This window comes from Klebsiella sp. 10982, from assembly GCF_048589245.1.
GTDB lineage: Bacteria > Pseudomonadota > Gammaproteobacteria > Enterobacterales > Enterobacteriaceae > Klebsiella > Klebsiella quasivariicola.
Window position 1 is genome coordinate 1 of the sequence record NZ_JBMAXV010000035.1, and the last position, 26,540, is coordinate 26,540.

A 26,540-nucleotide genomic window follows, 5' to 3' on the forward strand; every position below is an offset into this window, starting at 1 on the left:
CAAGTGAAGAGCCCATCCTGACGGATGGGCTTTTTGCGTTTGTGTCATCCGGCCAGCGTGCCGGTATATCTCCCCGGTGGCGCTGCGCTTACCGGGGCTACGGATCCTTAGCCGCTTTCTGATCGAGAAGTCATCAATGCAGCAAATTGCCGAGGTCAATAATGCTATCCGGGCGGGTTGTTTCAGATATCTGCAGCACCGATAGTGTCAATAAACAGCCTTAACAGCGCTGCGGAAAGAATAGCTATCTTATTGCTTCGCAAAATAACGTGACTAATACACATGGGTGGTGACCCGGGTGGTGAATTTATCTAATGATACGAGTCGAAAAAAATTATTAGCAGCTACGATTAAATTTCTATTTCTATTTCTATTTCTATTTCTATTTTAGCGCTATTATTTTGTTTTTCTGCAAAATAGTGGTGCAGCTTTTCCCACCAGTAAAATAACGCGTTAGGTAACGTGAAAAATTACTCCTGCGCTGTATACTTCTCTCCCCATTTATTGCGACGATCGGTAAACATTCAGCCTATTTTTTGTCTTAATGAGCTATATCATTAACACTTTGTTAACTTGATCTGGTTTATAAGTCGGAAAATTTGTTATACAAAGAGGGACGATTGCCTGTATGGATGCTGCCCGAAATACCTTGCGAGACATATGCAGGTCATCGGCTGGCAATATGAGAATAGAAATGAAAATCCTGCTTAACTGGTCGCCATTGCGCCGGGTCTTTACTTACATCCAGGAGCGCTTTACCTTTTTGGTGCTGCTCTGCTGGCCAGCGATTATCTGGCTGTTCTGCCGGGTTGGCGTGTGGCTCACTGATAACCTGTATGAGCTGTTGGGGAAATCACCCGCACACTCCTTCACCGTCTACCTGCAGCCTTTTATGACCCCCGGCACGCTGCTGCGCATCTCCATCAGCTGGGTGGTGTTGCTGTTCATTCTCTTCAGTATGGCGATGGCCTTCACCTGGGGTTTACGTCGCTTTATGAATCGTCACAAATAGCGCTTCGGGGGCCGCCGCTGATCGACGGCCCCGCGCAGACCTTTACGCCATCTCACCAATAGTCTTACGAAAACGCAGCAGTGCGATAGTAAAGAACACTCCGCCGATAGCCAGCAAGGTTAAGAACTGCGGCCAGACGATGGCGAAGCTGGCGCCGCGGTACAAAATCGCCTGCGCCAGGCTGACGAAGTGGGTGGTCGGCATGGTCAACATAATATCCTGTACCAGCTGCGGCATACTTTCCCGCGGCGTGGAGCCGCCGGAGAGCATCTGTAGTGGCAGCAGCACCAGAATCATTAACAGCCCCAGCTGCGGCATTGAGCGGGCGAGGGTACCCATAAAAATGCCAATGGAGGTGGTGGCGAACAGGCTGAGCGCCACCCCCAGCATAAACAGGGGGATCGAGCCTTCGATAGGTACCTGTAAAATCCCCTGCACCATCAGCACCAGCGACAGCCCGGACACCACCAGCACCACCAGCCCCATCGACCAGATCTTGGCCATCATGATTTCAAACGGCGTGACCGGCATTACCAACAGGTGCTCTATAGTGCCATGCTCCCGCTCGCGGATCAGCGCCGAACCGGTGAGAACAATGGCGAGCATGGTGATGTTGTTGATGATCGCCATCACTGCGCCAAAGCGCTCCTGTTCAAGGTTAGGGTTAAAGCGCATCCTTACTGCCAGCTCTACCGGTAGCACGCTGTTATCCCGATAGCGGGCGACAAAACTGTTCACTTCACCGGTGATAATATTCTGGATATAGCCGTTGCCGGTAAAGGCCTGGCTCATGCGCGTGGCGTCGACGTTAACCTGCACTTCCGGCTGGCGGCCAGCCAGCACATCGCGCTGGAAGTTAGGTGGAATATTGATGGCAAAGGTGTAGCGCCCGGCATCCAGCCCGGCGTCCATCTCATCGGCGCTGATCAACTCCGGTTCGAGAAACCAGGGACGATAGAAAGCGTTAATGATGCGTGAAGAGAGCTGCGATTTATCCATATCAGCAACCGCGATCGGCGCCAGGTGCAGCGAACCAGGCATCACCGTGGCCGAAGAGTATACCGATACGGTAAACGCAAACACGATCAGCGCCAGCATCGCTTTATCACCGAGCAGGCTGCGCAGCTCTTTGACGCCGAGGTTATAAATATTGCGTAATCCGCGCATCATCCCTCCTGCTTCTTCAGCAACAACACGCTCAACCCGAGCACCAGCGGCACTGCAATCAACAACGGGATAAAGGAAGCCCACAAATCGCTGAGGTTAAGCGCTTTAGAGAAAGTGCCGCGGGCGATAGTCAGGAAGTGGCTGGTTGGGTAGATTTGCCCAATCCAGCGCCCGGGGCCTTCCAGTGACGCTACCGGATCGATCATCCCGGAGAACTGGGTTGCCGGGATCAGCGTAATAATCGCGGTACCGAAGATGGCGGCGATTTGGCTCTTCATAAAGGTTGAGATCAGCAACCCCAGACCGGTGGCGATGGTGACATACAGCAGCGCCGCCAGGGTCAGCGTCAGGAAGCTGCCCTTATGCGATACGCCAAAGACAAAGACCGACAGCGCGCACAGCAGAAAGAAGTTAAACATCCCCAGTACGATGTAAGGCACCTGCTTGCCGAGCAGAAATTCGCTGCGGGTGGTCGGCGTTACGTACAGGTTGATGATTGACCCGAGCTCTTTTTCACGCACTACGCTCAGCGCGCTGAGCATCGCCGGGATCATCATCAACAGCAGGGGGATCACCGCCGGAACGATGGCCGGCAGGCTCTTCACATCCGGGTTATAGCGATAGCGGGTTTCGATGGAGATGAGCGAGGTATCCCGCTGCGGGCTGCTCTGCCGGCCGGCCATCTCCTGCAGCCAGGCCAGATGCATCGCCTGCACGTAGCCGCGCACAGTTTCCGCGCGGTTTGGCATTGCGCCGTCCACCCACACGCCGATTTGCACCGGCGTGCCGCGGGCGATATCGCGACCAAAGTTCGGCGGAATTTCTATCGCTACCGCCAGCTCACCGTCGCGCATTCGTCGGTCGAGTTCATCATAGCTGTGCAGCGGCGCCTGTTCGATAAAGTAGCGTGAGCCAGCGAGATTCTGCGACCAGCCCTGGCTGCTGAGAGTTTGATCGCGGTCGAGGACGGCAAAGCGCAGATCCTCGACGTCCATGCTGATCCCATAGCCCATGATAAACATCAGGATCACCGTTCCCAGCAGCGCCAGCGTCGATCGCACCGGATCGCGGCGCAGCTCCAGCGCCTCACGGCGGCTGTAGCTAAACAGGCGCTGCAGACTGAAGGCCTGGCGTGGCGTCGTGCCTTCGGGATGAGATACGGCGGCAGGTGCGGGTTCCTCAGGCACCGCGGCAGTCGGCTGAGCCTCTTTGAGCCAGGCGATAAACGCCTCTTCCAGACTGGCGGCACCGCGCTGCTCGACCAGCGCCTGCGGTGTATCGCTGGCCAGCACCTTGCCGGCGTGCATCAGCGAGATGCGATCGCAGCGTTCCGCCTCATTCATAAAGTGGGTGGAGATAAATATAGTGACGCGATCCTGTCGCGCGAGGTCGACCATCAGCTGCCAGAACATATCGCGCGCCACCGGATCGACGCCAGAGGTCGGCTCATCGAGGATTAGCATCTCCGGGCGATGGATGACCGCTACCGCTAACGACAGGCGCTGACGGATCCCCAGCGGTAGATCGGCGGGAAGCGCGTCTTCAACGTCGGTCAGCATAAAGCGCTCGCTCATTTCCGCCACCCGGCCGGGGATGTCGCCGTCCGGAATATGGAACAGGCGGGCGTGCAGTTCGAGGTTTTGCCGCACGCTCAGTTCGCTGTAAAGCGAGAAGGCCTGCGACATATAGCCCACCCGCTGGCGGGTGGCGATATCCTTCGGGTCGACCGGCTGGCCGAACAGCCAGGCTTCCCCTTCGCTGGCGGGCAACAGGCCGGTGAGCATCTTCATGGTGGTGGATTTGCCGCAGCCGTTAGAGCCGAGGAAGCCAAAGATTTCGCCGCGGGCGATGCGGAAATTAACGTGGTCGACGGCAACAAAGTTGCCGAAGCGCATGGTCAGGCCCCGGGCTTCGATGGCGATCTCTTCTTCGCGGCTGTCGCGCGGCGGGATGACTACAGCCTTATGCGCCTGGCGCTGCGCTTCCGGCAGCAGGGCGATAAACGCCTGCTCCAGGGTCTGGCTGCCGGTCTGAGCTTTGAGCTCCTCGGCGCTACCGGTTGCCAGCACCTCGCCGGCATTCATCGCCACCAGCCAGTCGAAGCGCTCGGCCTCTTCCATGTAGGCGGTGGCCACCAGCACGCTCATCTCCGGCTGGCGCTGACGAATATTGTCGATAAGCTCCCAGAACTGCGCCCGGGAGAGCGGGTCGACGCCGGTGGTGGGTTCATCGAGGATTAGCAACTGCGGGTCGTGGATCAGCGCGCAGCACAGGCCGAGCTTTTGCTTCATCCCACCGGAGAGCTTACCCGCCGGGCGATCGCGAAACGGCGCCAGCCCGGTACTCTGCAGCAGCTCGTTGATACGCAGGTCGCGCTCGGCTTTATCGTGGCCGAACAGGCGGGCGAAGAAGTCGACATTTTCATACACCGAGAGGGTGTGATAGAGGTTTTTCCCCAGCCCCTGCGGCATCCACGCGATTTTCGGGCACACCTCGCGGCGGTGATGCACATCGCGCATATCGCCGCCAAGCACCATCACGTTCCCCTGCTCGATGGCCCGCGCCCCGGCGATCAGCGAGAGCAGGCTCGATTTGCCGACGCCGTCCGGGCCAATCAGGCCAACCATACGCCGTGCCGGGATCGCCAGACTGATATCGCGCAGTGCGATGGTGGCGCCAAACTGCTGACCAACGTGTTCCAGCAGGGCGACGGGGGGCGAGGTATCCTGCGGCGTCAGTTTCATTGCGGCAACCTCACCACCAGGGCTTCAGGCCAGGGTTGTTGTTTATCCAGCCGTACGTAAGCCATACCGGGCAGGCCGGTTTTGACATACTCCAGGTGCTGCGCCAGCAGCTCCGGTGGGATACGCGCTTTGACGCGGAACATTAGCTTAAGGCGCTCGTCGCTGGTTTCTACCGTTTTCGGCGTGAACTGGGCGACGCTGGCGACAAAGCTGATATTGGCCGGGATCACCAGATCCGGCGCGGCATCAAGGATCAAGCGTGCTTCGCTGCCGATTGCCAGCAGACCTGCCTGTTCGGTGGGCAGAAAGAAGGTCATATAGACATCGGCGAGATCGACCATGTTCAGCACCCGACCACCGGCGGCCAGTACTTCGCCTGGCTCAGCGACACGATACTGAATGCGGCCATCACGGGGGGCTTTCAGCTCGCTATCGTCAATATCGGCGAGGATCCGCCGTTCGGTCGCCTGGGCGGCTTCGACGCGGGTTTGCGCCTGAATAATGCTGGTGCGAGCGGCTTCGATGGCGGCGCGGGCGGCGGAGACCTGCGCTTTCGCCGATTCCAGCGCCGCGCGGGCGCTCTCTGCGGCCGCACGGTCGTCATCCAGCTGCTGGGCGGAGACGGCGCCGCGCTGGGAGAGAGTGTTTGAGCGGACATGGCGTTTCGCCGTGGAGTCCAGCTCCGCCTGACGCTGCTTCACTACCGCTTCGCTGGCACGCATTTCACTTTGTCGCTGATCGAGCAAAGCTCTGGCGGCTAAGACCGCGCTTTCCGCCTCCTTGATTTGTGCGGCGGCTTCCAGACGCTGCTCGTTCAGTACGCGAGTATCCATCCTTGCGAGGACGTCTCCCCGACGTACGAACTGGCCCTCTTTGACCAGAATCGTGTCGATACGCCCGGCGATTTTACTGGCAATATCGACTTCGGTGGCTTCGATTCGACCGTTGCTGCTGGCAAAACCCGCCGGAAGTCCCGGCGGGCGGAGCAGCCACCATGCGGCGGCGAGCACCACCAGTAAGCCGACAAAATACCCTGCCCAACGTTTCTTTATTTTGTCCATACGCGACTCGCTTGATTCCCTGTGCTGAGTGATACGCGTGTCTCCTCCGGCGGGCGGAGCGTCCTTCTTGCGAAGGACGAAAAAGTGGAGGGAGGGCCGCTGACGCCGCGCTCTGCCGCGCCGATGCGCAGCCGAACGCTGGGCTACTTATGTGGTCATCATCAGCGATCCTGGCCTTAATGAAACACGCATAGTGAGAGCTACCGTTAACGCGATAGTAACAGCCGGGGTAATATTGTCCATACGAAAGGCGGGGTCTTGTCGGTGTGTTAACAAAAATACCCACACAGAGGATATTTCATCATCTCAGAACAGCACCGGCAGCCCCAGCCCGCGCTTCACCTCATGCAGCGTCTGCTGCGTGAGGTGGTGGGCGCGCTCGCTGCCCTGACGCAATAGTTCCAGCAGCATCCCTTTATCCTGAATAAAGGTGGCCCTGCGTTCGCGGATCGGCGCCAGTAGCGCCTGCAAGCAGGTCTCCAGCTCATTCTTACACTGTCGATCGCCCAGCCCGCCGCGCTGATAGTGGGCTTTCATCTCTGCCACTCGCGCTTTATCGTTATGGAAAGCATCAAGGTATGTGAACACCACGTTGCCCTCGACATGACCCGGATCGCTGACTCTCAGGTGCGTCGGGTCGGTATACATCGCGCTGACCGCGCGGTGGATCTCCTCTTCACTGGCCGACAAGGTCAGCGTATTGCCCAGCGATTTCGACATTTTGGCGTTACCGTCGATGCCCGGCAGGCGACTCACTTCGCTGAGTAGCGCCTTGCAGTGGCGCAGCACCGGTTCGCCGGTCAGGCTATTCATTTTGTGGACGATCTCATTGGTCTGCTCAATCATCGGTAGCTGATCGTCGCCTACCGGTACCAGCTCGGCTTTGAAGGCGGTGATATCGGCGGCCTGGCTAATTGGATAGGCGAGAAAACCCACCGGCAGCGAGCGGGCGAATCCTTTCTGGGCAATCTCATTTTTGACCGTCGGGTTACGCTCCACGCGGGCGACGGTGACGATGTTCATATACAGCGCGCTGAGCTCCGCCAGCGCCGGCAGGGCGGACTGCAGGCAGATCGTCGTTAGCCCGGGGTCGATGCCGACCGCCAGATAATCGGCCATGACTTCGAGGATATGGTGGCTGATTTTTTGCGGGTTGCTGCCGTTGTCTGTGAGTCCTTGCAGGTCGGCGATCAGGATAAACTGCTGGTGGTTATGCTGCAGCACGACGCGCTGGCGCAGCGAGCCAACGTAGTGGCCCAGATGCAGCTGGCCGGTCGGGCGGTCACCGGTGAGAATGGTTTGCGGATGGTTCATCAGAGACTCCTTATCAGACTGTTCAGCCGAAAGACGTCCTGAAAACACCAAAGCCGCCTTCCGGCGGCTTTAAAATGGAAACGTGTATCGTGCCGCCTGTTATGCAGGCAGCCACCAACGGCGGGGACTGGTTACGATCGCGTTTCTGTTCATAGGGATTATCCTGCCACGGAAGGGGCTGGAGGCGCAATCAAAAATCACATACTTTTCCTGATGTTATTTATGGGATTGTTTTTCGGTAAATAACGAAGCGGGAAAAATATATTTTCTCTGCGACCCGATCATTATTCTGGAACAACAAACTATGTTGCATGTTTTTTGTGAAAAAGCTCACGTCACAGGATTATAGTATTATTATCCATATTTATAGCTGGATATTACCTGTCTGCTGTTACAGCTTGTGTTTATTCTCTTCTAAATTATTAACATTATTACAATTTATATCTCTTTTTCCGCTTTGCGTCATACCCCTGTCTGACTACAACGTATTGAGGCTAATTATTATGCATAAACGTCTGGTCGTTAATATTTTTTCATCCTTGCTGTTGGGGGCTGCGCTTATTTCCGCGCCGGTATATGCGGCGGAAAAAACCGTAGTCAATATTTCAAAAGTGGACGGCATGCCGTGGTTCAACCGGATGGGAGAAGGGGTTGTCCAGGCCGGGAAAGAGTTTAACCTCAACGCCTCCCAGGTTGGGCCGTCCAGCACCGATGCGCCGCAGCAGGTAAAAATTATTTAGGACCTGATTGCACGTAAAGTGGATGCCATCACTATCGTGCCTAACGATGCCAACGTGCTGGAGCCGGTATTCAAAAAAGCCCGTGACGCCGGCATCGTGGTCCTGACCAACGAATCGCCCGGGCAGCCGAGCGCCAACTGGGATGTGGAGATCATCGATAACGAGAAGTTCGCCGCTGAATACGTGGAGCATATGGCCAAGCGGATGGGTGGCAAAGGCGGCTACGTTATCTATGTCGGTAGCCTTACGGTACCGCAGCACAACCTGTGGGCTGACCTGCTGGTGAAATACCAAAAAGAACATTACCCGGACATGCATGAAGTCACCCGCCGAATGCCGGTGGCGGAAAGTGTCGATGATTCCCGCCGTACCACGCTTGATCTAATGAAAACGTACCCGGATCTGAAAGCGGTGGTCTCCTTTGGTTCGAATGGCCCGATTGGCGCGGGGCGCGCGGTGAAAGAGAAGCGTGCGAAAAACAAAGTCGCGGTCTACGGGATGATGATCCCCTCGCAGGCGGCCTCTCTCATTAAGAGCGGCGATATTACCGAAGGGATCACCTACGATCCGGCGACAGCCGGCTATGCCCTCGCGGCCGTCGCCAGCACCCTGCTGAACGGCAAAACCATTGAGCCGGGCTTCGAACTGAAAGAACTCGGTAAAGCGGAGGTCGATAGCGACAAGCATATTATCCGCTTCCATAAAGTGCTGCTGGTGAATAAAGACAATATTGATTCGCTCTACTAATCCATCTTCCGGGGCGCCTGGCGCCCCGGTTTAACCTGCCAGGGGATGCTATGGAACCTTTCCTTTCCCTTCGTCACGTCAGCAAAACCTTCCACGCCAACCGCGCGCTCAATGATATCAGCCTCGACTTTATGCCCGGGGAAGTGCACTGCCTGGCCGGGCAGAACGGTTGTGGGAAGTCGACGTTGATCAAAATTATCTCCGGCGTCTATCGCCCGGATGAGGGCGCGGCGATAATGCTGGGCGGCAAGACGTGGCCCAGGCTGACGCCGGCGGCTTCAGTCGCCCATGGGATCCAGGTGATTTATCAGGATCTGTCGCTGTTTCCCAATCTCAGCGTGTGGGAGAACATTGCTATTAACCACTATCATCGCGGCGTGCTGGTGAGGCGCAGCGAACTGCGGCGCAGTGCGGAGCAGGCGATGCGCAGTATTAACGTTTCGCTGCCGCTGGATGCCGCCGTGGAGTCGCTCTCCATCGCCCGCTGCCAACTGGTGGCGATTTGTCGTGCACTGGCGCAGGATGCCCGGCTTATCATTATGGATGAACCCACGGCCTCATTGACGCATCAGGAAGTGGAAGGGCTACTGCATGTGGTACGCCAACTGCGCGAGAGGGGGATCTGCGTCGTCTTCGTGAGCCACCGTCTGGAAGAGGTCATGGCCGTATCGGACCGCATCAGCGTGCTGAAGGATGGCGATCTGGTTGGTACCTTGCCGGCGGCTGAGGTGACCACCCGTCGGCTCGGTTTTCTGATGACGGGCCAGGAGTTTGACTATCAGGTGCGCGACCTGTGGCAGGGGAAGGGCAGCACGCCGGTGCTGGAGGTGCGCAATCTCAGCCGCAAGGGGGAATATCATAACGTCTCCCTGAAGGTCGAAGCCGGAGAAGTGGTGTCGATAGTCGGCCTGCTGGGCGCCGGGCGAACAGAGCTGTGCCTGAGCCTTTTCGGCATGACCCGGCCCGACAGCGGCGAGATCCTGGTTAACGGCCAACCGGTGCGGTTGCGCAGCAACCAGGACGCTATTCGTCACGGCATTGGCTATGTCTCTGAAGACCGTATGTCACGTGGCCTGGTGATGACTCAGTCGATTGAAAACAACATCATCAGCACGGTGTTTCATAAAGTGAAAGGCGCTTGTGGGCTATTGAGTGACAGTAAAGCTCAGCAACTGGTCGCAAGAATGGTCAACGCGTTGACCATTAAGGCGCCGGATACGCATCTGCCGGTGAATACCCTCTCCGGCGGCAATGCGCAGCGCGTCTCTATCGCCAAATGGCTGGCGATCTCGCCTAAGCTGCTGATCCTCGATAGCCCAACCGTGGGGGTGGATATCGCAAACAAAGCCGGGATCTATCATATCATCAGCGATTTGGCTGCCCATGGTATCGCTGTGCTGATGATTTGCGACGAGATCGAAGAGGCGTGGTACCAGAGTCATCGCATCCTGGTGATGAAGCAGGGCGAGCTAACCCATAACTTCCTGCCGGACAGCAGTACCCAGCAGCAGATAGCGGAGGTGGTCAATGGCTAATCTGTTGAAACAACATGAATTCTGGTTAGGTATGTTTATTATTGCGTTGTGCCTGCTGCTGGGCTGGCGCAGTGAGGAATTTTTCACTTTCGGCAATCTTTACGACCTCGCTAATAACTACGCGATGCTGACCATTCTCGCCTGTGGTCTGTTCGTGGTGCTGATCGCCGGCGGGATTGATATCTCCTTCCCGGCCATGACCATTATCGCCCAGTACGGCATGGTGGTGATGCTGCAAAAAGTAAGCGGCAACTTCGCGGTGGCTTTTGTGCTTGCCGGCGGCATCGGCGTGCTGCTGGGGCTGGTGAACGCGCTGTTGGTTAATCGTCTGCGGGTGCCCTCGATCATTATCACCATTTCTACGCTCAACATTTTCTACGGTTTGCTGCTGTGGTTAAGCAAAGGCGTCTGGCTCTACGATTTCCCTCCGTGGTTTGAAAAGGGAATCATGCTGTTCAAATACACCGATGCCGATGGTTACGACTACGGTCTGGGGCTGCCGCTGCTGACGATGATCGCGGTGGTGCTGTTGACCGCGTTTATCATGAATTTCACCACCGTTGGCCGCAAGATCTACGCCATGGGGGGGAACCGGGAATCCGCCAGCCGCGTCGGCTTCAGTGTGCTCGGCCTGCAGCTGTTCGTATATGGCTATATGGGGCTGATGTCAGGTGCCGCGGGTGTTGTGCAGGCGTGGACGGTGATGACCGTCGCGCCGGATTCACTGCTGGGCTATGAGCTGACGGTACTGGCGGCGGTGGTGTTGGGCGGCACCAGCCTGATTGGCGGGCGCGGAACCCTCACCGGTACGCTGCTGGGGGTGATTTTACTGGCGGTGATGCAGAACGGCCTGAATCTGCTGGGGGTTTCCTCCTACTGGCAGACCCTGATCACCGGGGCGATCATCGTCGTCAGCATCAGCGTAACGGCATGGAGCCAGCATCAGAACCGGAGCTTGTTATGAAAAAATCGTGGCGCAACAACGTTGAGTTTTACCTGATCGGCCTGCTGCTGCTGACGGTTATCGCCTTTAGCATCGCCATGCCAAACATCTTCTGGTCTGTCAGCAATTTCCAGTCGATTGCCTCGCAAATGCCGGTGCTGGGGATCCTGGCGCTGGCAATGGCCATGACCATGCTTTGCGGCGGCATTAATCTGTCAATTATCGCGACGGCCAACGCCTGTTCGCTGGTGATGGCCTGGGTGGCGACGAGCTATCCGCCGGGGGGCGCCACCGCGCTGGCGACGCTGCTGGCCGGCGGAGGGGCGGCGATGATCATTGGTCTGTGCAACGGGATACTGATTGCCGGGATCCGCGTTTCGCCGATCCTGGCTACCCTTGGCATGATGACCCTGCTCAAGGGGATCAATATTCTGATCACCGGCGGCAGCGCTATCGCTAACTATCCGCAGTGGGTGCTGTGGCTGAATCACGCTCAGTGGTTCGGTATTCCGCTGCCAATGTGGCTTTTTGCGGTGGTGGCGGTTGGGCTGTGGGTGCTGCTGGAGAAAAGCCCGCTGGGTCGGGCGATCATGTTGATCGGATCCAACGAGCGGGCGACCCATTATTCCGGGATCAATACCCGACGGGTGTTAATGTGGGTCTATGTCATCTCGGCCCTGCTCTGTGCGGTGGCGGCGTTTCTGATGATATCGAAGCTGAATTCAGCCAAAGCGTCTTATGGAGAATCGTATTTGCTGGTGTCGATCCTCGCGGCGGTGCTCGGCGGCGTGAATCCGGATGGCGGTAGCGGGCGCATCGTCGGGATGGTGCTCGCGCTGTTCCTGCTGCAGATCATTGAGAGTGGGTTCAATATCCTCGGCATCAGCCCCTATCTGACGATGGCGCTGTGGGGCGCGCTGCTGCTGTGCTTTATCCAGGCGCGAGGCATGCTGGGCCTGGAGAGAGCCGGGTAAATGACCCGTCCTCGGGGGCGAAGACGGGGTAGTCAGCTATTCGCTACGCAAATGCACCGCCAGACCGCTTTGCCCCGGCGCCAGCTCCGGGCGTAGCGTCAGCGACGGGATCAGATAATCGCCATGATTCTGCCGGCGGAATGGAATGGGCTCGGTTTGCCACAGCCTGTCCAGCCGCTCGGCCAGGGCGGCGCATTGGTCGGCGAACTGCGTGACGTCGGTTTTGTCCGTGCGGTAGAACACCAGCGGCGGGAGCACCTCGAAGCCGGGATAGAACAGCATGCCGTGCTGAATGGGGAACAGGATGTCGTCGATGGGGCCGTTGATCCCACGCGGTGAATAGTGTTCCGCCCAGCCGCCGGCGGTGACGATCAGCATCGCCCGTTTGCCGACGAAGGTGCCTTCCCCGTAGCGATCGCCCCAGTGGCGGTCGCTGTGCTCGCCGACGCCATAGGCAAAGCCCCAGGCGTACACCCGGTCAATCCAGCCCTTCATGATGGCGGGCATCGAGAACCACCACAGCGGAAACTGGAAAATCACCGTATCGGCCCACAGCAGCTTCGCCTGCTCGGCAGCGATATCCGCACTTTGGGTTCCTTGTTCAAAGGCCTGTTTTGAATCGAGGGTCGGACGCCAGAACTCGCCGACCGGTGGGGCGCCGCTGTCGTCGGCGTCATATCCGGCCTTCCAGCGCATAGCGTAGAGATCGGAGACCTGCACTTCATGGCCGGCCTGCTGCAGATGGCGGACGGCAAAATTTTTCAGCGCGCCATTGAGCGAGCGCGGTTCCGGATGGGCGTAAATCAGCAGTACTTTCATAACATCACCTCTGGCGTATGGAGAGCTGCAGAGTAAGTACGCTGGCGCTATAGTAGAAATGAATTACTTAAATCACAGGTATAGTCGTGATTAATTTACATCGTCTGGATCTCAATCTGTTGCGCACGCTGGATGTGCTGCTCAGTGAAAATAATGTCACCCGGGCGGCGCAGCGGCTGAATTTGTCGCAGCCCTCGGTGAGTATTCAGCTCGCCAGGCTGCGGGAGATTTTTGCCGACCCGCTGCTGATGCCGGGCCCGCGCGGCATGCAGCCCACCGCCCGCGCCGATGAAATACGCCAGCCGCTGCGCGCTGCGCTGACGGCTCTGGAGCAGGCGGTGGCACCGCAGGCACCCTTTGAGCCGGCAACGGCGGCGGAGACCTGGCGGGTGGCGGCGACGGACTATATGGCTTCGGCGATCTTTCTGCCGATGCTGAGCGGGTTACGCCAGGCCTCTCCCGGCAGTCGGCTGGCGGTATTCGAACTGCAGCCGGCGCGGCTGGAGCAGCAGGCGGCCAGCGATAAAGTGGATCTCTTCTTCCATACCCGCGAGGGGGCGCCTCCTGGGCTGCATCAGCGCCTGCTGTTTCGCGAGCGCTATGTGCTGGCGGGCAGGGCGGGGCATCCGGCGCTGCGGCACGGCCTGAGTCTGAAGACGTTTTGTCAGCTGGAGCAAGTCGTTGTCTCCCCGGACGAGGGCGGATTCAGCGCGGCGACCGATAGCGCGCTGGCGACCCTCGGACTGACGCGGCGAGTTGTCCTTTCTGTGCCACATTTTCTGTTTATGCTGGAGACCCTGCGCAATAGCGATCTGGTGGCGGTGCTGCCGGAGCGGCTGGTGCGCGGGCAGAGCGGGCTTGTGGTGGTCGAGCCGCCGCTGGCGGTTGCCGGCTTTGAGATGCTGATGTTATGGCACGAGCGCTGGCACCGCGATCCGGCGCATCAGTGGCTGCGTCAGTTCATTGTGAATTCACTGGAGGAAGAGACATGCTGAGTGGACTCAATCACCTGACCCTGGCGGTCAGCCAGCTGGCGCCGAGCGTGGCGTTTTATCAGCAGCTGCTGGGCATGACGCTGCACGCCCGCTGGGACAGCGGCGCCTATCTTTCCTGTGGCGATCTGTGGCTGTGCCTGTCGCTGGATCCGCAGCGGCGCGTTACCCCGCCGGAGGAGAGCGACTACACCCATTATGCGTTTAGCATCAGCGAGGCGGATTTCGCCCGCTTTGCCGCCCGCCTGGAGGTTGTCGGCGTGGCGGTATGGAAGCTAAATCGTAGCGAAGGCGCCTCGCACTACTTCCTCGACCCTGACGGCCACAAGCTGGAGCTGCACGTCGGTAGTCTCGCCCAGCGGCTGGCCGCCTGCCGCGAACAGCCGTATAAGGGAATGGTGTTTTTTGATGAGTGAAGGTGCTTCGCAGACGCTAGATCACCCGTAGCCCCGGTTAGCGTAGCGGCACGGGGGCGATGCGATGCCTTTACAAATTACCTATTAAAAATGTGAGGTTTTTTCCAACGCTGTCACTATTATCACCGGATAATCGTATATACTTTTTTGTATATACAAAAGGATGAATAGTATGCCAATGGAGTTTGAATGGGATGCAAACAAGGCATTAAGTAATCTACGAAAACATGGAATCCGGTTTGAAGAAGCGGTGTTAGTCTTTGACGATCCCAGGCACCTTTCCCGCCAGGATCGGTTTGAGAATGGTGAATATCGCTGGCAAACCATCGGTCTTGTATATGGGATCCTTGTTATCCTGGTGGCGCATTCGGTTCGTTTTGAAAGCGGAACTGAGGTTATTCGTATTATCAGCGCCCGGAAGGCGGACAGAAAAGAGAGGAATCGTTATGAGCATGGTTAAGCATAAACGCGACAACACGGCGGCGCTTACCGTTAAGCGTGATGCCGAACTCCAAGCGCTGGCGAGCAAAGCCGACGAAGACATCGATTACAGCGATATCCCTGCGACAGACGATGCGCAATGGTCAGATGCCGTACGCGGTAAATTTTTCCGACCGCTAAAAACTCAGGCTTCGGTGCGCATTGATGCCGATGTCATGGAGTGGCTCAAACGTCCAGGAAAAGGCTATCAAACTCGACTGAATGCGATTTTAAGAGAAGCGATGATTCGCGATCTAAATAAGAAATAGTTCCTGGTAGCGGCGCTGCGTATTTTCGGAGCCCGTAGCCCCGGTAAGCGCAGCGCCACCGGGGAGAACAGGTTAAACTTCACTCCATCGCCACCTTCACCGCTTCTCCCAGCTTCACCATCACCGCTTTATGTTTTTCGGTTGGCGGCAAGGCGCAGTTGATTCTGACGCAGTTGCGATACTTGCCCGCTGCGGAAAACAGCGAGCCCGGCGCGACCTGGATTTTCAGCCGGCACAACTGCTTGGCGACGCAGACCATATCTACCTGCTCCGGGAGTTCGACCCACAGCATGAAACCGCCCTTCGGCCGGGTGACGCAGATCCCGCACGGGAAAAATTCCCGCAGCCAGCAGGTGTAGATCTCGATATTGCGCTGATAGATCTGTCGCATTCGCCGCACGTGGCGGTGGTAGTGGCCTTCGCGAATAAAATTGCAGGCCGCCAGCTGGGTGGAGGGGACGTTGGTCCCGCTGGCGGCGTACTTCATTTGTAGCAGTTTGTCGTAGTAGCGCCCGGGGGCTATCCAGCCGATACGCAGTCCGGGGGCGATGGTTTTGGTAAAAGAGCTGCAGAGCATCACCCGGCCGTCGATATCCCAGGAGTGAATGGTGCGCGGGCGCGGGTACTCGGTAGCCAGCTCGCCGTAAATATCATCCTCGAAAATCACGATATCGTAGCGCTGGGCCAGGTTCAGCACCGCGCGCTTACGGGCGTCCGGCATGATAAAGCCCAGTGGGTTATTGCAGTTGGGTACCAGGATCACCCCTTTGATCGGCCACTGATCCAGCGCCAGCTCCAGGGCCTCAATGCTGATCCCGGTTTCCGGATCGGTGGGGATCTCAATGGTTTTTAATCCCAGCCCGCGCAGCATCTGCATGGTGCCGTAGTAGCAGGGGGATTCTACGGCGATGATGTCCCCTGGCTGGCACACCGACAGCAGGGCCAGCGACAGCGCGCTATGGCAGCCGCTGGTAAGCACCAGATCGTCGGCTGTTACCACCGAGCCACCGTCAAGCATCAGGCGGGCAATCTGTTCGCGCAGCTCGCGGCGCCCGGCCAGCTCGTCATAGTTCAGCACCTCGCTGAGGTTATGCTGGATAGCCCGGCTCAGTTCGCGCCAGATGGGCTTCAGGCTTGGCTGCGTCACGTCCGGTGAGCCGCCGCCGAAGGGGATGATCGTTTTATCGTAGCGGGCGTCGAGCATGGTCAGCACCTGGTCCCACTGGGTGATCTCCACCGGCCGCTGCACCGGGCGCGACATCGGCGGTACCGGCGGCTGGGCCTTGCGGGGGGCGACGAAATAGCCCGACCGAGGCTGGGGCACAATCAGCTGCTGCTGCTCAAGCAGCTGATAGGCCTGCTGGACCGTACTGATGCTGACGCCATGTTCCTGGCTCAGGCTGCGCACTGAGGGTAGTTTTTCGCCGTGGCGATACAGGCCCTGTTCAATACGTTCAGCCAGCAGGGTAGCGAGATGTTGGTAGCGGGTCATACTGTATCCTTAATTTCCGCCATACAGATGGAGTAACCAGTACAGATGGCCATGAAAAATGAGGTCTGGTGTACGTTTTAGCTAATCTGTATGTTAAAGAAAAGTATTTTTTGAATCTGTATTATTTACCCCTGGATCCGTGAAGATAAAGCCTCTGGCAAGGTGAGGAGGTAGAGGATGGAATTTCACGAGAACAGGGCAAAACAGCCGTTTATCGGTTTCGTACTGCTGGCGAGGTTTGTCAAAAAATGGTGGCTTCAGGAGAAAACGCGCAGAATTTTGCAGCGAATGAGTGACGATCAGCTGAAAGACATCGGTCTGCGTCGGGATCAGATCAATTAAAACGTGCGGTTTTCAAGACAACCTTTTTTCATTATCCCGGTGATCGCCAGGCGCCGCCGGGATACATTCACGAAATTTATCAATTGATGCGGCACGACCTTCCGTTTCTTGATACTTACCCTGATAAGTATTATTTTCTTCTCAACAATGAGAGGAAAAGCTGTGACTGAAGACGACCTGTTTGCCCGCCGCCCGTTGGGGATGAGAATGGCCATGGTGGTGCGCCAGTGGCGCGCCATTATTGACTCCGCTATCACCGATACCGGACTCACCCAGTCCAGCTGGACGGTGCTGATGCAACTGCATCAGCTGGGAGACAATGTCTCAGTCAGCGAACTGGCGGAGGTGCAGGGCATTGAACTGCCGCCGCTAATGCGCACCCTCTCATTACTGGAAAAGCAGGGCTATCTGGTGCGTTCCACATCGCCATATGACAAACGCATTCGCCTGCTGGCGCTGACCGCCGAGGGTCGGGCAATTCTGGAAAAACTGAGCTGCGTGATCGAGACCTATCAGGAGCGCGTCACTCAGACTATCCCGGAAGCCGACCTCGCCACCTTCAGCGCCACGTTAAATCAAATCGCCTGCCGTTTGCGGAATATCCGCGAAGAAGATAACAAGATCTAACACACTATGATGACGCCTGAACAAAAATTTGCCCGCTGGGTACGGGTGAGTATTGCCGCTTTTCTGGGAATATTCGCCTGGTTTATCGTTGCCGATATCTGGATCCCGCTGACGCCGGATTCCACCGTCATGCGCGTGGTCACACCGGTATCGTCACGGGTCTCCGGCTATGTCTCGCACGTTTACGTGCACAATAACAGCCAGGTGAAAAAGGGCGACCTGTTGTATGAACTCGACCCAACGCCATTCATTAATAAAGTTGAAGCGGCGCAAATCGCCCTTGAGCAGGCGAAACTGAGCAACCAGCAACTGGACGCGCAAATCGCCGCCGCCCGCGCCAACCTGCGCACCGCACAGTACACCGCGCGTAACGATAAGGTCACGCTCGATCGCTACCAGCGCCTGAGTACCATGCAGAACGTCTCGCAGTCCGACCTCGATAAGGTGCGTACCACCTGGCAGACCAGCGAGCAGTCGGTCTCGGCGCTGAATGCGCAGATCCAGAACCTGCTGATCCAGCGCGGCGAGCGCGACGATAAGCGCAATGTCACCCTGCAGAAATACCGCAACGCGCTGGAGGAGGCGCAGCTAAACCTGGCCTGGACCCAGGTGCGTGCAGAAACTGACGGTATGGTCAGCAACCTGCAGCTGAACCCGGGGATCTACGCCACCGCGGCGACGGCTGTGCTGGCGCTGGTCAACAACAATACTGACATCGTCGCCGACTTCCGTGAAAAGAGTCTGCGCCACACCGCGGTGAATACCGATGCGGCGGTGGTCTTCGATGCCCTGCCGGGTCAAGTCTTCCCGGCGCACGTGACCAGCAGCGACGCCGGGATCCTGGCGGGGCAGGAGGCGGTGAACGGCCAGCTGTCGCAGCCGGAACAGTCCACCCGCTGGGTGCGCGACGCTCAGCGGATGCGCATTCACGTCGCGCTGGATCAGCCGCTGGAGAAACCACTGCCGACCGGCGCCCGCGCCACGGTGCAGTTGTACAATAGCGAAGGACCTTTCGCCCGTACCTTTGCCGGCCTGCAGATCCACCTGGTGAGCTGGTTGCACTATGTCTATTAATACCCTGGCGCATGTCTTTACGCCGCACGGCAATATCGTCTACACGGCGAATGATTTTCGCCAGACGGTGCGTGTCGCCGTGGCCGGAACTATTGCGCTCAGCATCTCCACTTTCTACGACGTCCAGTACGGTGTGTTTTTCGTGGTTTACCCGCTGATGCTGATGTCGCTAGTGCCGATGTTTAACCGCCACGTCGCCCGCCAGTTTGTGTTCAGCGCGGCGGTGAATTGCGTCGAAATGGTGCTTATTGTCGGCTATCTGTCGCAATGGCCGGTGATCATGACCCTGGTGGTGTTTGCCCTGTACGTGATGCGTTTCCGCTTTATGAGCCAGGGGCCGCTGTTCCTGCTGGGGTCGATGGGGGTAGTGTGCCAGAGCACGATGCTCAACTTTATGAGCTATCCCACCAGCAACTGGCACACCCTGATGTTCTCTAACATGGAAGCCTGCGTGCTGGCGGTAGCGCTGAGCGCGCTGCTCCACTATCTCATTCCGGACGTCGAGCCGCGCAAGCCGCCGCCACGGATTGAAAAAGATGCCGCCCGCATTCGCCACGAGTCGCTGCTTTCCGGCACGGTGGCGACGATGATTTTCGTGGTGTTTCAGGTCTGCGATCTTAGCGACTCGCTGTCGGCGCTGATGGCCGGGATCCTGATCCTGTTTCCGATGCATTATCGCGGGGCGGTGATCAGCTCGATCTGGCGCGTTGTAGGGGTGGTGCTGGCCTGTCTCTATATACTGGTGGTGCAGCTGATTATCTATGATTTCAGCAACCACATGATCCTGATGATGCCGCTGATTGGTCTCGGACTGGCCTTCAGCGCCCGCCTGCACGTGATGGAAAAAGTGGGCGCCGGGGTCGGCTTCGCCAGCATCACCACCATCGGCATTATGTTCGGCCAGAACCTGCATCCGTATCAGGATCTGGTATTCAGCGACCTGTACCGTATCACCTCGGTGACGGTCTCGCTGGTGGTGACGCTAACCCTGGTCTTTCTCATGCATCGTCTGCTGAACTGCTTTGCGGCGACGCGCTTTGTCATAACCGATTAATCCGCCTGCGGGAAGGTAGCCACACAGCGCCATGCTTCCCCGTCCTGCTGATACAGCGCCGCCGTCAGCTTCGGCAGGATCCAGCTTCGCGCTGCGTCTTCCGTCCCCTCCAGCAGAATGCACAGCCCGCAGCCGCTGCGCAGCTGGCGGGGAATATCCTTCACCTCGAAGGACATTCCCGCCGCCTGCAGGGCTTTGCGCATTCGCACCACCCCCACCGTGGAATGAAATAAAAACAGGAAGGTTGTCATCCGCGCCTCCGCTGGCGCTGGCCGATCAGCGCCGCGCCGATCGCCCCGGCGAACTGAGCGTCGGGATGGGTCGTCACCGCCATGCCGACATGGCTTTCCAGCATGCGGGCAAAGGTGGCGCAGTGGCTGACGCCGCCGGTAAACAGCAGCGGCCCCTGCGCCGCTAAGCGGCCAATAAAGTTCGCGCTGCGCCGGGCCATGGCGTTAATCACCCCCGCCAGAATCGCCTCCGGCGCGACCCCCGCCGATCGCAGGCTGATGACCTCCGATTCGGCAAACACCGTGCACATGCTGGTAATCGCATGCGGCGCGACGCCGTCGGTGATGGCGTCCAGTTGTTCGACGCTGGCGCCGAGGGTTCGGGAAATCACCTCCAGAAAGCGCCCGGTGCCGGCGGCGCATTTGTCATTCATCAGAAAGTCGCTGAGGTTGCCCCCGGCGTCCAGCTGGATGACTTTGCTGTCCTGGCCGCCGATGTCAATCACCGTGCGGGTTTCCGGCGCCAGCAGGCGAGCGCCGAGGCCGTGGCAGGAAATCTCCGTCACCTGCTTATCGGCGAAATCCACCAGCTGGCGGCCATAGCCGGTGAGGGTTAAAAAGGGCGTCTCCGTGAGACCAGCGCGCAGTGTCTCCCAGGCCTCATGGATGGCGTCGGCGGGGCGAAAGGGGGTGGGGCAGAGGAAACGGCGGACGATGACGCCGTCCGCCAGCAGGATGCCTTTCGTGGCGGTAGAGCCAGAATCAATGCCAACCGTATAGTTCACGCGAGCTCCTTACAGCATTTCGATAAAGGCGGCGACGCGGGTGCTGAGCTGGCCGAGGTCTGCTGTCGAATAGTCAGTTTCAATCGCCATGTAAGGAAGATCGTGCTGCTGGCGCAGATGGCGTTTAATCGCCAGCGATTCCACGGCATAGGTATGACAGGCCTGCAGAATGACGTCGATCACGCCGTCGGCTTGATACTCCTCCACCATCTGGCTCAACAACTGCAGACGCTGGTCGTTGGGGGAAATACAGGAGCAGCCGATGGCAAGATATTTATCGGTTAAGGCGTCGTAGACGTCGCCCTCTTCCGCCACGCAGCGCTCGGTCGCTTTCGCGCCGGTGCAGTTCTCATAGCCGACCACCCAGCCGCCATTTTCCTCGATGGCGCGAACCACTTTCTCCGCCGCGCCGCCGATCGGGCAGCCGGTGATCAGGATCCGTGGACGTGATTCCAGCCGTTTACCCTGCTGCCACTCCTGATGGACGCGCTCCGCCATGGCATGAAGTTCATCAATCAGAGCGGTTTTGTCGAAACGGAAGGTGGCGCCGTACACCACTTTCAGGATGTCGCTGCCGCTGAGCGCTGGCGGATTGAGCTGACCGAGACGATAGAAGTGGGCCAGCGCCCGGCGCTCGCGATTTTTCAGCACGATGGCTTCACGCAGCGCCGCCTCGCTAATCGGCGCGCCAAACCGGGCTTCAATTACCTGCTGCAGGCGCAGGATCTCCGCTTTCCACAGTGCGCGCGAGGCGGCATCGTGGGCGCTGTTCGGCAACTGCATGACGTGGACCGCCTTGAACTCGGCCATGTACTCGTACATCTTCTTTTTGCCGTCGCAGGTGGTTTCCCCGACCACCAGGTCAGAGAAATAAAAGTAGGGGCATTTATCGGTTTTGCCGAAGCCGTAGCTGCTTTTGATGAGCGGGCAAAGGTTGCGCGGGAGATCTTTTTCCGCTTCCTCAATGGTTTCATCGGAGGTGGAGCACAGCGAGACGACAACGGCGCCCGCCGCCATGGCGATCTCCTGGGGCATAAAGGTGCAGTAAGTGCCCACCAGCGGCACGTTCTGCTCTTTAAGATCCATGACGGTGAGAAAGCCCTTCTGGCGAGCTGCCGAGAACTGGTCGAAAATGGCGGGTAGATCGGTGATAAGCGACATGATTTTCCTTCCCCGTACACGGGAGATGCTGAAAGAGTCGCCATTATAGCCATGGTGTTTGCAGGGTTTTATTGATCTCCTGCGTCTGTGCGCGGTGTTAATAGACCTTTTTCAAATCCATCTCTTCCTGGATACGTTCGCTCCATGCCAGATGGGTGCGGATGGCCTCTTCGATGCCGGCGTTGTAAAACAGTGGACCCAGCTCTTTGGCGATAAAGTCGACGAAAAATTCGGCGTCAAACTGCTCCAGCTCGAGGTTGAAGGTCTCTTCGCAGTACTTGCTGAGCTTGTCGCGCAGCAGGTCGCGCTGCGCCGGGCTGAGTTCAATATCGTTCATGATAGGGCTTTCTCCGTAAAAGGTCTCACGACTGCCGGGCTTCGATGACCCCTTGCCCACGCTGGCGCTGGTGGCGTAACAGCCCGGCCAGGCTGCAGGCGGCGATAATCCCGGCGGCTACCGCCAGCAGGTGGAAGGGGAGTCTGCCGCCATGGAACCACAGCCAGCGCGCGCCTTCAATCGATAAGGCGCTGACGCTGAGGATCACGATATTCAGCGAGGCGGAGACTGTGCCTTTCGGCAGGTCGTTGGAAAAGAGGGTAAAGCGAAACAGCGTCGGGAAAATCAGCCCAATGCCGAAGGCGTAGAAGCAGGTGCCGAGCACCGACCACAACCAGACATGCGGCCACACCAGATTGCCAACGATCAGGATGGCCAGGCCGAGCATCTGCACCGGGACCGCGCTGAGGACAAAGCGCGGACGGGTAGGGTCTTTTACCCAGCGCGCCACCGACAGGTTGGCGATGATGACGGCGCTGAAGACCGGCACCTGGCTCCAGGCGAACTCGCTGGTGGTCAGTCCGCCGGCGTCCATTAAAATCACCGGCGAGACCGCCACCCAGCTCATCAGCGGAATATAGCTCAGCGACAGCGTGGCGGCGCCGAGCAAAAAGATGCGGTTACGGAAGACGTTGCGAAAATCGCGTAGCACGCCGAGCGGGCTGAACGGTACATCGCCGCGGCGCACCGTCTCCGGCATGGTCAACAGCAGGCCAAGCCAGGCCACCAGCCCCATGGCGGCGATAATACCGAACAGCGCTTTCCAGTGGATGAAATGCATCAGCGCCGCGCCGGAGAGCGGGCCGACGATCGGCGCCACCAGCACGACGGAGGTGATCACCGCCATCAGCCTGATCGACCTTTTTTCCTCAAAGGCCTCCTGCACGGTGACGTAGCCGACGGTGGCGATAAAGCAGATGCTGGTGCCCTGCACGAAGCGGGCAATCAGAAACTGGGTCATGGAGGTGGTGAACAGGGTCGCCAGGCATGCGAGGGTGAAAATCAGCGCGCCGGTGAGCAGCACCGGACGCCGTCCTATCCGGTCAGAGAGCGGCCCCAGCAGCCACTGCAGCGCCATGCCGCCGGCCATATACAGGCTTACCGAGGCCGGAGCCAGCGCCACATCAGCATTGAAATCGCGCACCACGTGCAGGATCCCCGGCTGGATCAGGTCGGTGGTGAGATAGGCGGAAAAATCATACAGGATTAGCGCTGCCGGGAAGAACAGCGCGGCGGCGTGGCGGGTCAGCCAGTGGGAAATCCGGTGCATCATTTCGCCCTCCCTGTGGAATATTTATCAGCGCTATTGTTCGGATAGTATCATTGCTAACCAATATGCAGTTGCAGCAGCGAAGGGATCTGCGAGAACAGCCACAACAACAGGCCGATGGTTCCCCCTACCAGGGTGCCATTGATGCGAATAAACTGCAGATCTTTACCAATATTGAGTTCGATCTGCCGCGACATATCGCGGGCGTCCCAGCTCTTCACCGTGTCGCTGATATGGCGGGTGAGGAAGGCGGCGAACTCCGGCGCCACCCGGTGCGCCGCCTGTTCCAGGTGTTCGTTGAGCGATTCGCGCAGGGCGTCGTCGCGGAGTAAGGTTTCGCCGAACCACTGCCCGGCCTCGGCGATGCGTTGCTTGATGCGCGAATCGTCGCTGCTGATATCGTTTTTTACCCAACTGCGCAGGTCGCCCCATACCTCGCCAAGGTAGTGGTTAAAGGTTTCATCGTTTTTCAACCAGGCTTTAATATTCTCGGCCTTCTGCGCCATCTCCGGGTCGGATTTCAGGTTATCGATAAGTTTTTGCGTCGCGCGGTCGAAGGCCTGACGAATCTGATGCGTGCGGTCGTGAGTCACCTCGTCCAGCAGGGTATTTACCGCGTCGGTGACCATCTCGGCGCTGTGCTCGCCGAGCCACTCGGTGGGTAGCAGTTTGGCCTTCAGCGGGTGTTCGGTCTCCAGCCAGTGCACGATGCCGCGGGCGATAAAGGCGCGGGAGTTGTCGCGCTGCAGTAGAGCGATCAGCTGGTTTATCAACGAATCCAGCAGCTTTTGATGGCGATTGTCGCGGGTCAGTCCCTCCAGCATCATGGCGCTGGTCTGCGTCAGGTCGACCTTATCGATTGCCTTATGCACCGCCCGACGCAGCAGACGTTGAATGCGCGCGTCATCGGTCAGTTCGAGAAAACCGCTCATCACCTGCAGCAGGTGCTGGCCAACACGCCGGGCGTTCTCCGGCTGGCTGAACCAGTTGCCGAGCATCAGCGCCGGTTGGTAGCGGCGGATCAGCGCGACCAGCGACGGGGTATCGAGGAATTTTTCCTGTACGAAATGACCGAGATTATCGGCAATACGATCCTTATTGCGCGGAATAATTGCCGTATGACGGGCGACAAACGGCAACGGAATACGACGAAACAGAGCCACTACCGCAAACCAGTCGGCCAGCGCCCCGACCATCGCCGCTTCGGAAATAGCTTTTAGCGCACCGACCCAGGGCGACGGTGGTAGCACGAGGGTAGTGATAAAAATGGCGGCTGCAATCAGCAGCAGCGACAGCGCCAGCAGTTTGGCGCGTTTCAGTTCAGCGAGTTTTTCCATAAGCTTAAGCATATAGCCTGACGGCGAGGTCGTGCAAAAATCGCCAGATAATCCACAGACCGAAGAGCATCAGGATCGCCCCTGCCGCCCGCTCGACCCGCCAGACGATGGCGCTCAGGCGGCGCTGTACCTGCGGCAGCGCAATTGCGCTGACCAGCAGGAAATCCCAGAGGAATACCACGCTGACCATCCACAGCCCGCTCACCGTTTGCTGAAGCAGCGTGACCGCCGGCCCGAGCAGGGAGGTCATCAGCGCCAGATAAAACAGCGCGTTCTTCGGGTTGAGCAGCGATGACCCCAGTCCAAGCAGCAGTTGCTTGCCGATCCCTGGTCGCGATGCGCGCACGCTTTCCACCGCCAGCGCCGCGGGGCGGCTGCGTATCAGCAGGCTGCCAATCCACAATAGATAGCCCGCCCCCAACAGTTCGATGAGTAAAAACAGCAGCGGTGCCTGCCGCAAAAGCCCCCAGCCGACGATGGCGAGCACAATGTACAGCGCATTGCCGGCGGCGATGCCGAGACACAGTCCGATGCTGCCGCGGATCCGGTAGCGCACGGCGTAGCCGACCAGCAGGAAAAAATCGGGGCCCGGGCTGAGCAGGGCGACAAAGTGGGACAGGGCTAACGCCGGGAAGGCAGAGGGAAAGAGCGTCGATAAGGTATGCATAGTGGCCTCGATAATGGTGCTGAGGCCACCTTACGCCTGGTGAAAAATTACTTATTGTCGGATATTGATCTGCGTTGCGCATACTGCCGCGGCGTGGCGGCGGTATAGCTGACAAAGGTTTTATGAAAATGGCTCTGGTCGGCAAATCCGGCCTGATAGCCGACGTCGGCAATAGGGTCCCCGGCGCGTAAGCGCGTTTTCGCATATTCGATGCGCGCCATGTTGATCAAACTGGCAGGCGTCAGGCCGGTATCCTGTTTTACGGCGCGGATAACGGTCTCTTTGCGAAGCGCGCTGTCGTAGGCCAGCTTATCCAGCGACGGCGGTGTCGGCAGCGTGTTTGCCAGGCGCTGAAACAGCAGGGCGCTGGCGGGATGGCGTGTTGGTGGTGCAGCGGCGTATAGCGGCAAAGATTGCAACAATTGCGCCACCAGAGCGGGGAGTTGCGCAATCTCGCCCTGTGCCATCAAGGCCACGATATGCTGATAGCGGGTAAAGAGTTCCTCATCTCGCTGCAGCGGCTGCGATGTCGCGAGAGTGGCGTTGTGGAGAATATCCGGGCGCTGCGCATGGCACCACGCCGTCTCCAGGTACAGCATATGATAGCTCCGCGGCCTGCCGTGCAGCGGATTACAGCTATGGGGCGCCTGCGGCGGGATCACGATCAGATCCCCGGGCTGCAGGAGATATTCTTCACCATTGCACAGGCAGCGCGTTTCGCCGTCGACGATCGCCCCTACGGAAAGCTGGGGATGGCTGTGGCGCTTGTAGGCCTGGCGGCTGCGCCAGGTGCTGCGCAGCTCCAGCCACGGCAGACGATCGTCTCGCCAGAAGGTTTGGGGAATATCTCGTGTATGGTTCACTGCTTCGGCCTTTGCTGAAGGGATACGTCGTTTATAGCATGCTGCGCAGAGGCTGTCGCCCGCCTGGATTTGCGTATAGCCTCGAAAA

Annotated in this window: 26 protein-coding genes and 1 pseudogene; 13 read left to right on the forward strand and 14 right to left on the reverse strand. The window is 58.4% G+C overall.

Annotated features, from left to right (window positions below; all coding sequences use genetic code 11):
- Positions 1 to 694: 694 nt before the first annotated feature.
- Entirely contained in the window at positions 695 to 1,012 is a 318-nt protein-coding gene (locus tag ACKLKD_RS21310; protein WP_025713149.1) for a hypothetical protein, read from the forward strand.
- A 42-nt stretch (positions 1,013 to 1,054) separates the two neighbouring features.
- Here ACKLKD_RS21310 and ACKLKD_RS21315 read toward each other — a convergent pair whose 3' ends face one another.
- The 4 genes from ACKLKD_RS21315 to trpS all read right to left on the reverse strand — a co-directional run bounded on the left by ACKLKD_RS21315 (position 1,055) and on the right by trpS (position 7,298).
- Positions 1,055 to 2,179 carry an ABC transporter permease gene (locus tag ACKLKD_RS21315; RefSeq protein ID WP_025713148.1) on the reverse strand — a complete coding sequence of 375 codons (1,125 nt, stop codon included), beginning with the start codon at positions 2,177 to 2,179 and terminating at the stop codon, positions 1,055 to 1,057.
- Entirely contained in the window at positions 2,179 to 4,923 is a 2,745-nt protein-coding gene (gene rbbA, locus ACKLKD_RS21320) for a ribosome-associated ATPase/putative transporter RbbA (protein ID WP_025713147.1), read from the reverse strand. The genes ACKLKD_RS21315 and rbbA overlap by 1 nt, the downstream gene beginning before the upstream one ends.
- Complete coding sequence (locus ACKLKD_RS21325) at positions 4,920 to 5,984, reverse strand: HlyD family secretion protein (RefSeq protein ID WP_025713146.1); 1,065 nt, start codon at positions 5,982 to 5,984, stop codon at positions 4,920 to 4,922. Before ACKLKD_RS21325 ends, rbbA begins: the two co-directional genes overlap by 4 nt.
- A 306-nt stretch (positions 5,985 to 6,290) precedes the next feature.
- Positions 6,291 to 7,298, reverse strand: a complete 1,008-nt coding sequence (gene trpS / locus ACKLKD_RS21330; protein ID WP_025713145.1) for a tryptophan--tRNA ligase — start codon at positions 7,296 to 7,298, stop codon at positions 6,291 to 6,293.
- Between the two features lie 503 nt (positions 7,299 to 7,801).
- Here trpS and ACKLKD_RS21335 point away from each other — a divergent pair.
- From ACKLKD_RS21335 to ACKLKD_RS21350, 4 genes and pseudogenes are all read left to right on the forward strand, one after another.
- Positions 7,802 to 8,785: pseudogene (locus tag ACKLKD_RS21335) on the forward strand (autoinducer 2 ABC transporter substrate-binding protein).
- Positions 8,786 to 8,835: 50 nt separating this feature from the next.
- Positions 8,836 to 10,320: a sugar ABC transporter ATP-binding protein gene (locus ACKLKD_RS21340; protein ID WP_025713144.1), complete on the forward strand. Its 1,485-nt coding sequence runs from the start codon at positions 8,836 to 8,838 to the stop codon at positions 10,318 to 10,320.
- Positions 10,313 to 11,284 carry an ABC transporter permease gene (locus ACKLKD_RS21345; protein WP_025713143.1) on the forward strand — a complete coding sequence of 324 codons (972 nt, stop codon included), beginning with the start codon at positions 10,313 to 10,315 and terminating at the stop codon, positions 11,282 to 11,284. Before ACKLKD_RS21340 ends, ACKLKD_RS21345 begins: the two co-directional genes overlap by 8 nt.
- On the forward strand, positions 11,281 to 12,237 hold the full coding sequence (locus ACKLKD_RS21350; RefSeq protein ID WP_025713142.1) for an ABC transporter permease: 957 nt from the start codon (positions 11,281 to 11,283) through the stop codon (positions 12,235 to 12,237). Before ACKLKD_RS21345 ends, ACKLKD_RS21350 begins: the two co-directional genes overlap by 4 nt.
- Before the next feature lie 36 nt (positions 12,238 to 12,273).
- Here the strand turns inward: ACKLKD_RS21350 and ACKLKD_RS21355 are convergent, their stop codons facing one another.
- Positions 12,274 to 13,056: an NAD(P)H-dependent oxidoreductase gene (locus ACKLKD_RS21355; RefSeq protein WP_087805799.1), complete on the reverse strand. Its 783-nt coding sequence runs from the start codon at positions 13,054 to 13,056 to the stop codon at positions 12,274 to 12,276.
- An 86-nt stretch (positions 13,057 to 13,142) separates the two neighbouring features.
- Here ACKLKD_RS21355 and ACKLKD_RS21360 point away from each other — a divergent pair, with 86 nt between their 5' ends.
- The 4 genes from ACKLKD_RS21360 to ACKLKD_RS21375 all read left to right on the forward strand — a co-directional run bounded on the left by ACKLKD_RS21360 (position 13,143) and on the right by ACKLKD_RS21375 (position 15,213).
- Positions 13,143 to 14,051 carry a LysR family transcriptional regulator gene (locus tag ACKLKD_RS21360; protein WP_025713140.1) on the forward strand — a complete coding sequence of 303 codons (909 nt, stop codon included), beginning with the start codon at positions 13,143 to 13,145 and terminating at the stop codon, positions 14,049 to 14,051.
- Positions 14,045 to 14,464 (forward strand): FosA5 family fosfomycin resistance glutathione transferase, encoded by a 420-nt coding sequence (fosA, locus tag ACKLKD_RS21365; RefSeq protein WP_043522370.1) that lies wholly within the window; start codon positions 14,045 to 14,047, stop codon positions 14,462 to 14,464. The genes ACKLKD_RS21360 and fosA overlap by 7 nt, the downstream gene beginning before the upstream one ends.
- A gap of 172 nt (positions 14,465 to 14,636) precedes the next feature.
- On the forward strand, positions 14,637 to 14,924 hold the full coding sequence (locus ACKLKD_RS21370; protein WP_025713138.1) for a BrnT family toxin: 288 nt from the start codon (positions 14,637 to 14,639) through the stop codon (positions 14,922 to 14,924).
- Positions 14,911 to 15,213, forward strand: coding sequence for a BrnA antitoxin family protein (locus ACKLKD_RS21375; RefSeq protein WP_025713137.1), 303 nt, complete (start codon positions 14,911 to 14,913; stop codon positions 15,211 to 15,213). Before ACKLKD_RS21370 ends, ACKLKD_RS21375 begins: the two co-directional genes overlap by 14 nt.
- Positions 15,214 to 15,292: 79 nt before the next feature.
- Here the strand turns inward: ACKLKD_RS21375 and ACKLKD_RS21380 are convergent, their stop codons facing one another.
- The gene (locus ACKLKD_RS21380; protein ID WP_025713136.1) at positions 15,293 to 16,705 is read right to left on the reverse strand and encodes a PLP-dependent aminotransferase family protein; all 1,413 of its coding nucleotides are present in this window, start codon (positions 16,703 to 16,705) and stop codon (positions 15,293 to 15,295) included.
- A 177-nt stretch (positions 16,706 to 16,882) separates the two neighbouring features.
- Between ACKLKD_RS21380 and ACKLKD_RS21385 the strand changes: the two genes are divergently transcribed.
- The 4 genes from ACKLKD_RS21385 to ACKLKD_RS21400 all read left to right on the forward strand — a co-directional run bounded on the left by ACKLKD_RS21385 (position 16,883) and on the right by ACKLKD_RS21400 (position 19,802).
- Positions 16,883 to 17,047: a DUF1127 domain-containing protein gene (locus tag ACKLKD_RS21385; RefSeq protein WP_087805801.1), complete on the forward strand. Its 165-nt coding sequence runs from the start codon at positions 16,883 to 16,885 to the stop codon at positions 17,045 to 17,047.
- Positions 17,048 to 17,209: 162 nt separating this feature from the next.
- Complete coding sequence (locus tag ACKLKD_RS21390) at positions 17,210 to 17,674, forward strand: MarR family winged helix-turn-helix transcriptional regulator (RefSeq protein WP_087805803.1); 465 nt, start codon at positions 17,210 to 17,212, stop codon at positions 17,672 to 17,674.
- 6 nt (positions 17,675 to 17,680) lie between these two features.
- Positions 17,681 to 18,748, forward strand: coding sequence for an HlyD family secretion protein (locus ACKLKD_RS21395; RefSeq protein ID WP_025713134.1), 1,068 nt, complete (start codon positions 17,681 to 17,683; stop codon positions 18,746 to 18,748).
- Complete coding sequence (locus tag ACKLKD_RS21400; RefSeq protein ID WP_080898032.1) at positions 18,738 to 19,802, forward strand: DUF2955 domain-containing protein; 1,065 nt, start codon at positions 18,738 to 18,740, stop codon at positions 19,800 to 19,802. The genes ACKLKD_RS21395 and ACKLKD_RS21400 overlap by 11 nt, the downstream gene beginning before the upstream one ends.
- On the opposite strand, the gene ACKLKD_RS21405 is transcribed toward ACKLKD_RS21400, so the two are convergent.
- The 8 genes from ACKLKD_RS21405 to ACKLKD_RS21440 form a co-directional block, all read right to left on the reverse strand.
- Positions 19,799 to 20,053 carry a DUF3343 domain-containing protein gene (locus tag ACKLKD_RS21405; protein WP_087805805.1) on the reverse strand — a complete coding sequence of 85 codons (255 nt, stop codon included), beginning with the start codon at positions 20,051 to 20,053 and terminating at the stop codon, positions 19,799 to 19,801. The two genes, ACKLKD_RS21400 and ACKLKD_RS21405, sit on opposite strands and share 4 nt — an antisense overlap.
- A complete protein-coding gene (gene yjiL / locus ACKLKD_RS21410; protein ID WP_087805807.1) occupies positions 20,050 to 20,817 on the reverse strand; it encodes a putative 2-hydroxyacyl-CoA dehydratase activator YjiL in 768 nt (255 codons plus the stop codon). Before yjiL ends, ACKLKD_RS21405 begins: the two co-directional genes overlap by 4 nt.
- A 9-nt stretch (positions 20,818 to 20,826) precedes the next feature.
- Positions 20,827 to 21,978, reverse strand: coding sequence for a double-cubane-cluster-containing anaerobic reductase (locus ACKLKD_RS21415; protein WP_080924947.1), 1,152 nt, complete (start codon positions 21,976 to 21,978; stop codon positions 20,827 to 20,829).
- Positions 21,979 to 22,075: 97 nt separating this feature from the next.
- Positions 22,076 to 22,315: a DUF2164 domain-containing protein gene (locus ACKLKD_RS21420; RefSeq protein ID WP_008807589.1), complete on the reverse strand. Its 240-nt coding sequence runs from the start codon at positions 22,313 to 22,315 to the stop codon at positions 22,076 to 22,078.
- A 25-nt stretch (positions 22,316 to 22,340) separates the two neighbouring features.
- Positions 22,341 to 23,588 carry a multidrug efflux MFS transporter MdtM gene (gene mdtM / locus ACKLKD_RS21425; RefSeq protein WP_087805809.1) on the reverse strand — a complete coding sequence of 416 codons (1,248 nt, stop codon included), beginning with the start codon at positions 23,586 to 23,588 and terminating at the stop codon, positions 22,341 to 22,343.
- A 53-nt stretch (positions 23,589 to 23,641) separates the two neighbouring features.
- Positions 23,642 to 24,934 (reverse strand): DUF445 domain-containing protein, encoded by a 1,293-nt coding sequence (locus ACKLKD_RS21430; RefSeq protein WP_087805811.1) that lies wholly within the window; start codon positions 24,932 to 24,934, stop codon positions 23,642 to 23,644.
- Positions 24,927 to 25,589, reverse strand: a complete 663-nt coding sequence (locus tag ACKLKD_RS21435) for a LysE family translocator (protein ID WP_080898026.1) — start codon at positions 25,587 to 25,589, stop codon at positions 24,927 to 24,929. Before ACKLKD_RS21435 ends, ACKLKD_RS21430 begins: the two co-directional genes overlap by 8 nt.
- A 47-nt stretch (positions 25,590 to 25,636) precedes the next feature.
- Complete coding sequence (locus ACKLKD_RS21440) at positions 25,637 to 26,452, reverse strand: helix-turn-helix domain-containing protein (protein ID WP_080898025.1); 816 nt, start codon at positions 26,450 to 26,452, stop codon at positions 25,637 to 25,639.
- Positions 26,453 to 26,540 lie beyond the last annotated feature (88 nt).

What these genes read in the sequence shown, in the direction of transcription:
- ACKLKD_RS21380 (WP_025713136.1), bottom strand. Translation starts at nt 16,705, where the DNA reads ATGACCCGCTACCAACATCTCGCTACCCTGCTGGCTGAACGTATTGAA.
- ACKLKD_RS21405 (WP_087805805.1), bottom strand. Translation starts at nt 20,053, where the DNA reads ATGACAACCTTCCTGTTTTTATTTCATTCCACGGTGGGGGTGGTGCGA.
- fosA (WP_043522370.1), top strand. Translation starts at nt 14,045, where the DNA reads ATGCTGAGTGGACTCAATCACCTGACCCTGGCGGTCAGCCAGCTGGCG.
- ACKLKD_RS21400 (WP_080898032.1), top strand. Translation starts at nt 18,738, where the DNA reads ATGTCTATTAATACCCTGGCGCATGTCTTTACGCCGCACGGCAATATC.
- ACKLKD_RS21415 (WP_080924947.1), bottom strand. Translation starts at nt 21,978, where the DNA reads ATGTCGCTTATCACCGATCTACCCGCCATTTTCGACCAGTTCTCGGCA.
- ACKLKD_RS21340 (WP_025713144.1), top strand. Translation starts at nt 8,836, where the DNA reads ATGGAACCTTTCCTTTCCCTTCGTCACGTCAGCAAAACCTTCCACGCC.
- ACKLKD_RS21375 (WP_025713137.1), top strand. Translation starts at nt 14,911, where the DNA reads ATGAGCATGGTTAAGCATAAACGCGACAACACGGCGGCGCTTACCGTT.
- ACKLKD_RS21385 (WP_087805801.1), top strand. Translation starts at nt 16,883, where the DNA reads ATGGAATTTCACGAGAACAGGGCAAAACAGCCGTTTATCGGTTTCGTA.
- ACKLKD_RS21315 (WP_025713148.1), bottom strand. Translation starts at nt 2,179, where the DNA reads ATGCGCGGATTACGCAATATTTATAACCTCGGCGTCAAAGAGCTGCGC.
- ACKLKD_RS21370 (WP_025713138.1), top strand. Translation starts at nt 14,637, where the DNA reads ATGCCAATGGAGTTTGAATGGGATGCAAACAAGGCATTAAGTAATCTA.
- ACKLKD_RS21350 (WP_025713142.1), top strand. Translation starts at nt 11,281, where the DNA reads ATGAAAAAATCGTGGCGCAACAACGTTGAGTTTTACCTGATCGGCCTG.
- ACKLKD_RS21435 (WP_080898026.1), bottom strand. Translation starts at nt 25,589, where the DNA reads ATGCATACCTTATCGACGCTCTTTCCCTCTGCCTTCCCGGCGTTAGCC.
- mdtM (WP_087805809.1), bottom strand. Translation starts at nt 23,588, where the DNA reads ATGATGCACCGGATTTCCCACTGGCTGACCCGCCACGCCGCCGCGCTG.
- rbbA (WP_025713147.1), bottom strand. Translation starts at nt 4,923, where the DNA reads ATGAAACTGACGCCGCAGGATACCTCGCCCCCCGTCGCCCTGCTGGAA.
- ACKLKD_RS21325 (WP_025713146.1), bottom strand. Translation starts at nt 5,984, where the DNA reads ATGGACAAAATAAAGAAACGTTGGGCAGGGTATTTTGTCGGCTTACTG.
- ACKLKD_RS21430 (WP_087805811.1), bottom strand. Translation starts at nt 24,934, where the DNA reads ATGCTTAAGCTTATGGAAAAACTCGCTGAACTGAAACGCGCCAAACTG.
- ACKLKD_RS21345 (WP_025713143.1), top strand. Translation starts at nt 10,313, where the DNA reads ATGGCTAATCTGTTGAAACAACATGAATTCTGGTTAGGTATGTTTATT.
- trpS (WP_025713145.1), bottom strand. Translation starts at nt 7,298, where the DNA reads ATGAACCATCCGCAAACCATTCTCACCGGTGACCGCCCGACCGGCCAG.
- ACKLKD_RS21310 (WP_025713149.1), top strand. Translation starts at nt 695, where the DNA reads ATGAAAATCCTGCTTAACTGGTCGCCATTGCGCCGGGTCTTTACTTAC.
- ACKLKD_RS21355 (WP_087805799.1), bottom strand. Translation starts at nt 13,056, where the DNA reads ATGAAAGTACTGCTGATTTACGCCCATCCGGAACCGCGCTCGCTCAAT.
- ACKLKD_RS21395 (WP_025713134.1), top strand. Translation starts at nt 17,681, where the DNA reads ATGATGACGCCTGAACAAAAATTTGCCCGCTGGGTACGGGTGAGTATT.
- ACKLKD_RS21420 (WP_008807589.1), bottom strand. Translation starts at nt 22,315, where the DNA reads ATGAACGATATTGAACTCAGCCCGGCGCAGCGCGACCTGCTGCGCGAC.